Consider the following 7564-nt stretch of genomic DNA (forward strand, 5'->3'; position numbering starts at 1 on the left):
CCGCCGCCGCGCGCCTGCTGGCCATCGTCGCGCAGGCCCGTCGCGACGGCCGCTCGCCGCGCACCTGCGCTGCGCTGTGGGAATCGGTGCTCGGCCAGGCGATGGACCATGGGGTCGCGCCTCGCCCGGCGGCGCTGATGCTGCTGCGGGCCCAGTTGCTCGCCGCGCTGGACACGGACGGCAGCTTCACCACCAGCGGCGACCCGCTGCAAGGCATTGCCCACGCCTGGACATCGCTGCTGCGCGAGGACCGGGACTGGTTGCGCGCGACGCTGCAGCGCGCGGCCGAGACGGTGACGCTGCGCGAGCGCCTCGCGCAGGCGCTGCCGGAGGCGCTGCTGCCACGCCTGCTGGGCCTCTGGATGGCCGAGTCGCAGGTACGCGCGGTCGCCGACTGGATCGCCACCGTGGCGGCGGGCGACGCGGCGGCAACGGCGCTTGCGACGTCGCCATCGACATCCGCGTCCGCCTCGACGTCGGCTCTCGCTTCGGCGGCGAGGATGGCCACGGCGCCGATGGTCGAGGCTCGCCGCCGGCGCCTCTGGCAGGCCACGCTGGGCTACGCCAGTCAGCCGTCGGCGCCCTTCGATGCGATCCGCTATGAGGCCCGAGTGCGCGAGGACCTGATGCGCCACACCGCGCCCGGTGCCGAGCCGCCAGCGCGCTGGTACGACCGTGTCGTGCGTCAGGCCACCGCGGTGCTCGCCGCGGCGCTGGGCGCGCTGCGCCTGCCGTGGCGCAAGGCCGCAGCGAAAGAAGCGGCTCCGGAGGCGGTGCCGGCGTCAACGCACGCGCCGAACGCGCCGAACGGGCCGAATGCGATGGCGCGCGAAGCGCCACCCGCCGAGTCGCCATCGGAAGTGATCGCCATCGACAACGCCGGGCTGGTGCTGCTGTCGCCCTACCTGCCGCGGCTCTTCTCGATGCTGGACCTGGCCGATGACCAGGCCTTCATCGGCCCCGAGGCCGCCGCCCGTGCCGCGCTGCTGCTGCAGGCGCTCGCCACCGGCGAGGCGGCGGCGCCCGAGCCGGCGCTGGTGCTCAACAAGCTGCTGTGCGGCCTTCCGCTCGACGCGCCGCTGCCGCGCGAGATCACGCCGACCGAGGCCGAGCGCACGGCGATCGACGGCCTGCTCGGCGCGGTGATCCAGCACTGGCGGATCCTGGGGTCGACCTCGCCGGCCGGGCTCCGCGACACCTTCCTGCGCCGCGCGGGCCGCCTCGAGCGCCGAGGGGACGTCTGGCAGCTCGCGGTCGAGCCGGGGCCCTTCGACATGCTGATCGATCAACTGCCATGGGGCTACGCGACGCTGCGGCATCCGTGGATGGAAAGGGTGATTCATGTGGACTGGCGCTGACCCGTCGCCGCGCGCGGCGATCAACGCGCGGGCCCTGGAGGCCGAGCTGCGCTGGCTGGACCGCGTGCTGCAGCTGCGGCTGGCCGGGCACTTCGGCCAGGACGATGCGGCCGGTGTGGCGCTGTTCGCGACCGCGACCGCCGCGACGGCGCCCCTGCCCGATCCCCCCGCCCTGCCCCGCGATGGCGCCACCGACGACCACGACCTCGCCCGCCTGATCCGCCAGGGCGGCCTCGGACCGGCGGAGCGGCTGGTCCTCGCGCTGGCGCTGGCCCCGCACCTGCGGCCGCAGCTGCTCGACCTGCTGTTCGTCAGCAACCGCAACCTGGATCGCGGCTTCTGCGAATTCGGCGGCTGGAAGGGTCGACACCACGGCGGCTTCCTGCCGACGGTGGAGACGGCGGCCTTCCTGGTCGCCGGCGAGGACCTGGCGCGGCGCTTCGAGCTGCGCCGCATGCTGGACGAGGCCGCGCCGCTGCGCCGGCTCGGCCTGGTAAGGCTGGTGCACGACTCGCCGGGCGAGCCCTGGTACGGCGCGGCGCTGCTCGCTGGCACCGACACGCTGGACCTGCTGTGCACCGGTGAGGCACGCAAGCCCGACTACAGCGCGCAGTTCCCCGCCAAGCTGATCGAGACCCGGCTGGACTGGGACGACCTGGTGCTGGACGCCGAGGTGATGGACGAAGTGCAGGCGATCACGACCTGGGCCCGCCATGGCGAGGCGCTGATGCGCGACTGGCGCCTGGAGAAGTCGCTCAAGCCCGGCTACCGCTGCCTCTTCTTCGGGCCGCCCGGCACCGGCAAGACGCTGACGGCGACCCTGATCGGCCGGCAGGTCCAGGCGGACGTCTACCGGATCGACCTGTCGATGGTCGTCTCCAAGTACATCGGCGAGACCGAGAAGAACCTGGCCCAGGTTTTCGACCAGGCCCAGCACCGGCGCTGGATCCTGTTCTTCGACGAGGCCGACGCGCTCTTCGGCAAGCGGACCGCCACCGCCAGCAGCAACGACCGCCACGCCAACCAGGAGGTCTCCTACCTGCTGCAACGGGTGGAGGACTTCCCCGGGACGGTGATCCTCGCCAGCAACCTCAAGGGCAACATCGACGATGCCTTCGCGCGGCGCTTCCAGTCGGCGGTGTACTTCCCGATGCCGGACGCCGAGCAGCGCCTGCGGCTCTGGGAAGGCATGGTGCGGCACACCGGGCGGCTGGACGCCGAGGTGGACCTGCGCGAGCTCGCCGAGCGGCACGAACTGGCCGGCGGCGCGATCGCCAACGTGGTGCGCTTCGGCGCGATCAACGCGATGCAGGCCGGACGCGAACGCATCCTGGCCGCCGACCTGCGCAAGGGCATCGCCAAGGAACTGCGCAAGGAAGGACGCACGGTGTAGCCGCCATGGGGACACGCTCCTTCTTCCGACTTCCGCGCGCCTGGCGCGCGACCGACGAATGGGCCGAGGGCGCCGAGCGCCGAGCGCCCGGGGCCGAGGCCTGCCGCCATTGCGCACGGCTGCGCTGGTTCGTCGGCGGCACGCTGCTCGCGGCGGGGCTGGTGATCCTGCATGCGGCGGCACAGGCGCCGGCAGGCGCGTCTGCCGCCGCGAGGACGGCGTCGTCCGCCCCGCCCTCTTCCTCCGCGCCCTCGTCGTCTGCCCCGTTCTCTTCCGCATCCTCCTCCGCATCGTCATCCCCGCCCGCCTCCTCGCCATCGACGCTCTACGTCGCGACGCCGCGACCGCTGCCCGAGCGCCCGGAGCGCCCCTGGACGGCGACCGCCGCTTCCGGGAGGTCGGCGGACATGGCTTCGGCGCCGGAACGCGCGGCCTCGTCGCCGGCTCGCGACGACCTGATGTGGCTGGTCTACCAGACCGTGCCGCTGCCCAATGCCCGGCTGAACCAGCCTTACAAGGCCCGCGACGTGGTGCGCGGCGGTCGCGCGCCCTACCGCTTCAGCGTGGACGGCGCACTGCCGCCAGGCATGTTCCTGGAGGAGGACGGCGTGCTGGCCGGCACGCCCACCGCGACCGGCACCTTCCGCTTCCTGCTGACGGTGCGCGACGCCTCGCGCCCGCCGCACCTGGACCAGGCCCTGTACCTGCTGCGCGTCGTCGATCCGAAGCCGGCCGCGGCGAAGCCCCTCGCGCCGGCGGCGAGCCGGCCAGCGACGGCCGCGACGGCCGCGACGCGTCCGGCCCGGAGCCGGCCGGACAACACGCTGAGGTCGATGACCGAGGACCAGACCAACCTCACCGTGCCGCGCGATCCGCCGTTGCCGATGACCTATGTGCTGACCGCCGCGAAGCTCGAGGCGATCTTCAAGAACGCCGAGGCGTCGATGGGCGAATCGCTGATGACGGCCGCCAACGCCGCCGCCGCGGTCGAGAACGAAGAGCCCGCGCCCCGACCGCTGGCGGTGAAGCCGCCGGTGCTGGGTCCGACGCTGGACCAGCTGCGCGAGATGCTGACGCCGCTGCAGGACGTCGAGCATCCGACGCGCGCGGTGTTCCAGGACTCGCTGCGGGCGCGGCAGTGCGAATACTTCCTGCGCCACGTCAACGCGCTGGCGCTGGAGCAGCACAAGGACGCGATCCGCCGCTGCCCGCGTCGGGAAGACCTGGCCGAGACCGATCGGCCGCACGCCGGGCCGCCGGCGGCCCGGCCCGCCGCGACGCTCGCCCCCGGCAGCCTGCCGGTGATGAGCTTCCTGGAGATGCTGATGCCGCCGCACCTGCTGGAGGAGATCACCGACGCCGCCGGCACCGAGCATCCGCTGTCGCAGGCGCGGCCGCTGCGGCTCACGCCCGACGGCTGCGGCTGCAGCCTGCAGGACATCGAGAACGACGTCTTCGGCTTCCTGCCCTACTGGATGGGCGGCGAGAGCGACGCGCCCATTCCGGTGCGCTTCGACAAGTTCACCCGCCTGCAGTACATGGGTGCCCTCCTGCGCAACAACGGCGAGTACCTGCGACCCGCGGGCTGGGACAGCCCCGGCGGCGGCTTCGCCCGGCGGGTGGACCAGCATGGCGTCGGCCTGGACCTGGTGCTCTACCGCCGCGACTTCCGTGCGCTGATGCGCCTGACCGATGAAGAGCGCAAGACGGTGCTGGACACCACCGCCGCGCAGGTCGGCGAGATGCTGGACCTGCGCCACGGCGACCTGCAGGGCGGGCTGGAGACGCTGCTGCCCCCTGGCTGGCGCGAGGAGGCGCATGTCTACGGCGGCCTGACCGTGTTCTTCGAGCCGACCGACGACGAGGCCGCGGACCCGAAGTTCGAGCAGTTCTTCCTCGCCTACCTGCATCGCCTGACCGAGACGATGCAGGCTCGCGCCGCGCGCGCCTTCCACCTCAACCTGGTCATCCCGCAGCACCTACTGGGCGACACGGCGACCGCATTCCGCTTCAGGAACCTGCTGGCCATCATGAAGGCGGCCGAGCGCCAGCGCGGCACCGGCGACGATGGCGACCACAAGGAGCGCGGCGCCGCGGCGGCGACCTACAAGTCCTCGCCGGACTATGTCGGCACCAGCGACATCACCGTGCGTTTCCTCGCGCCGCTGGGCACCGGTTCCGACGTGGGCAAGATGCGGCTGCGCTCGCGCACCGACTTCAACGACGAGCTGACCGGCCAGGACCGCATGGCGGTGCTGGGCAGCGTCGTGCCGGTGCTGCTCTACCCCGGCGGCAAGCCCGAGGCGCTGGCGCCGCAGGAACAGGAGTCGCTGGACCGCGACCTGGTCTACATCGGTTGGTCCTTCGGTGGCGTCGCGCTGTGGCCGCTGCCGGTCGCCGGCCTCGGATCGGGCGAGAGCGTGCTGACCGCGCTGGACCATCGCTTCTGGTCCTTCCTGGACCAGGACACCGGCTTCTGCCGCATCGTCTGCCCGATGCGGATGCCGCTGCGGCTGATGCTGGAGGCGCTGATGGTGCTGGTCGGCACGGCGCTGCTGGTCTACGGCTGGAACTGCCGCGTGCGGCGCATGGGCCCGGTCATCCTGATGGGCCTGTGGGCCGGCGCGATCGCCACGCTGGCGGTGGCCTTCGCGATCTTCTCCTGCGACCCGTCGCTCCATGAGCTGCGCAAGGGCAACGCGCTGCTGGTCGCGATCATCCTGATCCTGGTGGTGGGCGGGCTGGTGGTGACCTTCAAGCCGCGGGTGGAGCCACCGTGAGCGCAGCGGGCACGGCGAGCGCGTCGCACACCGCCAGCACCGCCTGCGCTGCCCGCGTCGGGAAAGCGATGAGCGCTGGCACTGCCAGGTGCGCCGTCCGTCGGCGTATCGATCACCTCATGGGGAGCAGACGATGAAGGACTCGACCAGGGACAGCGGCGCGCAGGACCGGGTGCCTGCGGCGATGGCGACGGTGCAGCGAAGCGCCGGGGCGGACGGCGGGGAGTTCTCCGAGGCGGTGGACGCGTCACCGCGCCAACTGGCGCAGCGACGGCGGATCGACGCGACCTTCGGACCGGTGGCGCAGCGCGCGATCGACGCGCTGGACGAGGAGGAAGCGGGCACCGCGCAGGCGGAGGCGGCGCCGGCCCAGCGGCAGGAGAACCGCACGGGCCTGCCGGACGGGCTCAAGGCCGGCATCGAGGCGCTGTCGGGGACCGACCTGTCGGACGTGCGGGTGCATCGCAATTCGTCGCAACCGGCGCAGCTCAACGCGCTGGCCTACGCGCAGGGGAACGAGATCCACCTCGGACCCGGCCAGGACCATCACCTGCCGCACGAAGCCTGGCACGTCGTGCAGCAGCGCGAGGGCCGCGTGCAGCCGACGATGCAGATGGGCGGGGTCGACATCAACGACGATGCCGGCCTGGAGGCGGAGGCGGACCGCATGGGCGACGAGGCGCTGCGTCGCGGCGGGTGAGGCCGCCCAGCGCGGGCCCGCGCGAATCTCCGGCGTCGCCCGCATGACGGTCCTCGGCCGTCGTTGATGCATTTTTTTACGCGCAACCTTTTTCGCGCTCCTCGGAACACACGCAGAACGTCACCGACTTCCGCCTGTGTCCATGCCGACCTTCCTCCTCGCGCTGCCCCCCTGGGAGACGCTGCTGCGGCAGCTGCTGCTGGCGCCGTGCCTCGAGGAAGTCCTTTTCCGGCTCGGCCTGCAGGACCTGCTGGCCGACTCCCGCGCCACCGCGGCGCGCCGCCACGCGGTCACGCTGACGGCCCTCGCCTTCGGCGCCGCGCACGCGCTCGCCCTGCTCGTCGCCGCGGCGCCCGGCCCCTGGCCCTCGCCCCCCGCGCTGCTGCTCGCGCTCGCCACCGTCGCACCGGCCTGGTGGATCGGCCGCGGGTATCGCCGCCATCGATCGCTGCCGCGCTGCATCGCCTGGCATGCCCTCTTCAACGCCTGCTGGCTGCTGCTCGCGGCGCCGGTGGTTCTTCCGCTTCTTTCCACCTCCTGACGAGGCTCGCGCCATGATGACCCTGCCCCGCTCCCGCGCCGTCCCGGACGCCCGCTCCGCGTTCCCCGCCCTCGCCGCGGCGATCGCCGCCACGCTGCTGGCGTCTCCCGCGTTCGCCGCCGATCCGGTCGTCGGCCAGACCAAGTTCTCCCAGGTTTGCGCGGCCTGTCACACCGTGGCCTCCACCGCCGTCGTCGACCGCGGCCGCAACAACCCGGCGATGATCCAGAACGCGATCAACACCATCCCGCAGATGACCGCGGCCCTCTCGGGCAATGTCACCGCGACCGACCTCGCCAACATCGCCGCCTACCTGGGCAACTCGCCGGCCTCGATCAGCTTCGCGCAGACCACCGTCGGCCAGACCAGCGCCGTCTCCACCGTCACCATCAGCGCCAGCCGGCTCACCGCGCTGAGCAGCCTCAGCGCCGTCGCCAGCGGCGACTTCGCCGTCCAGGGCGGCACCTGCGCCAGCAGCGTGCCCGCCGGCACCAGCTGCACCGTCGGCGTCGTCTTCAAGCCGACCGCCGCCGGCGCGCGCAGCGGCGCCCTGACGATCACCCACAACGGCATCTCGACGCCGATCCCGATCGCGCTCAGCGGCACCGCCAATGCCGCGCTGCAGGCCGGCCTGTCCGCCGACGCCAGCAGCGTCGACTTCGGCACGCAGACCGTCGGCGTCGCCTCGGCCGCGCGCACCGTCACGCTGACCAACACCGGCACCGCCTCGCTCGACTTCGGCAGCATCGCCGTCAGCGGCAGCAACGCCGGCGACTTCACCCGCGGCGGCAG

The 7564-nt window shown here is 72.8% G+C and carries 6 protein-coding genes; all 6 read left to right on the forward strand.

Annotation, left to right across the window (positions count from 1 at the left end; genetic code table 11):
• Window positions 1-1358 (forward strand): contractile injection system tape measure protein (locus CS062_RS26455; protein WP_259373122.1); only part of this gene is annotated, 1358 nt, incomplete at its 5' end.
• Window positions 1342-2751, forward strand: a complete 1410-nt coding sequence (locus CS062_RS24515) for an ATP-binding protein (protein WP_099864442.1) — start codon at window positions 1342-1344, stop codon at window positions 2749-2751. The genes CS062_RS26455 and CS062_RS24515, both read left to right, overlap by 17 nt.
• 5 nt (window positions 2752-2756) lie before the next feature.
• Complete coding sequence (locus tag CS062_RS24520; RefSeq protein WP_143742503.1) at window positions 2757-5531, forward strand: putative Ig domain-containing protein; 2775 nt, start codon at window positions 2757-2759, stop codon at window positions 5529-5531.
• A 133-nt stretch (window positions 5532-5664) separates the two neighbouring features.
• Window positions 5665-6231 carry an eCIS core domain-containing protein gene (locus CS062_RS24525; protein WP_233218240.1) on the forward strand — a complete coding sequence of 189 codons (567 nt, stop codon included), beginning with the start codon at window positions 5665-5667 and terminating at the stop codon, window positions 6229-6231.
• Between the two features lie 142 nt (window positions 6232-6373).
• The gene (locus CS062_RS24530) at window positions 6374-6772 is read left to right on the forward strand and encodes a CPBP family glutamic-type intramembrane protease (protein WP_099864446.1); all 399 of its coding nucleotides are present in this window, start codon (window positions 6374-6376) and stop codon (window positions 6770-6772) included.
• Window positions 6773-6785: 13 nt separating this feature from the next.
• Window positions 6786-7564, forward strand: a 779-nt coding sequence (locus CS062_RS24535) for a choice-of-anchor D domain-containing protein (protein WP_158238923.1), incomplete at its 3' end; no start/stop codon positions are given.

This window comes from Roseateles chitinivorans, assembly GCF_002761755.1.
Lineage (GTDB): Bacteria > Pseudomonadota > Gammaproteobacteria > Burkholderiales > Burkholderiaceae_C > Roseateles > Roseateles chitinivorans.

Coding starts and splice junctions, on each gene's coding strand:
- CS062_RS24515 (WP_099864442.1), top strand. CDS start 1,342: ATGTGGACTGGCGCTGACCCGTCGCCGCGCGCGGCGATCAACGCGCGG.
- CS062_RS24520 (WP_143742503.1), top strand. CDS start 2,757: ATGGGGACACGCTCCTTCTTCCGACTTCCGCGCGCCTGGCGCGCGACC.
- CS062_RS24525 (WP_233218240.1), top strand. CDS start 5,665: ATGAAGGACTCGACCAGGGACAGCGGCGCGCAGGACCGGGTGCCTGCG.
- CS062_RS24530 (WP_099864446.1), top strand. CDS start 6,374: ATGCCGACCTTCCTCCTCGCGCTGCCCCCCTGGGAGACGCTGCTGCGG.